This is a genomic window from Formivibrio sp. oc-25 (assembly GCF_055810895.1).
In genome coordinates this window covers 1-850 of the sequence record NZ_JBVVOL010000015.1, presented here as the reverse complement: position 1 = coordinate 850, position 850 = coordinate 1, and the positions used below count along the sequence as shown (strand labels likewise).

Annotated in this window: 1 protein-coding gene; it reads right to left on the bottom strand. The window is 55.5% G+C overall.

The window, feature by feature from the left end:
* Positions 1-132 precede the first annotated feature (132 nt).
* On the bottom strand, positions 133-633 hold the full coding sequence (locus AC0KVQ_RS10940; RefSeq protein ID WP_473421199.1) for a GNAT family N-acetyltransferase: 501 nt from the start codon (positions 631-633) through the stop codon (positions 133-135).
* Positions 634-850 lie beyond the last annotated feature (217 nt).

The following is an 850-nucleotide window of genomic DNA, read 5'->3' as shown; positions in this document are numbered from 1 at the left end:
CTGCCGCATGAACTGGTCGAACCGGCCAAGGCAGCCATTGCCGCGAACTATGCCAAGGCCAGCGGGTTTGCAGCGACTGCGTATGTGTGTGAGGCTGCGGCAGGTGCCGGAAGCTGTCTGTAACCATGCACGCTATGCGGTTACCGCGAATGCCGGGTGGTGCGTTACGACTCCGCTCGGCTCTTGGCCACAGAAAACCAGGCATTGAAAATACTCTGCGGGAACACCGTCAACAGTAAGCGACTGGCAGACCCGGAAGCCAAATCTGGCATAGAAACCAGAATCACCGACCAGCACACATCCATTTGCACCCAGCAGCCGAAGCGCAGCAAGTCCTGCATTCACCAGTTGCGATCCAACGCCCTGCCCTTGTCGATCTGGCAAAACAGCAATCGGGCCGAGCGTATACCATCCCGCATCCTTGCCATCTACCATGGCCAGCGAGAATGCAATATGGCCGATCACGGCGCCGGCATCCTCGGCAACAAGCGAGAGGACAAGCGCGTTGGCATCTCGCAGCGCCTGAACTATCAGATGTTCGGTTTGCCGGCTAAACGGATGGTGTGCAAATGCCTGGATATTGATAGTCCGGATTGCTGCATGATCGGAGGGTATTTCAGGTCTGATCAGCATTTTCAACTGCCCTTTGGGTAGACATGCACAGAGTTATGATTTGTCCGTTCGCGTGCCCCGCATACCTGGCACAGCGAGAAAATCAATCATGGCAAATGCCCGCAAGCAATGCTGCGGGCATTTGTATTTTTACACCATTCAGCCTCACTTCTGATACGGCCAGACCCAGTCCTTCACCTCGGGCATGTCGTCGCCATACTCGTTGATGTAGTGCTTG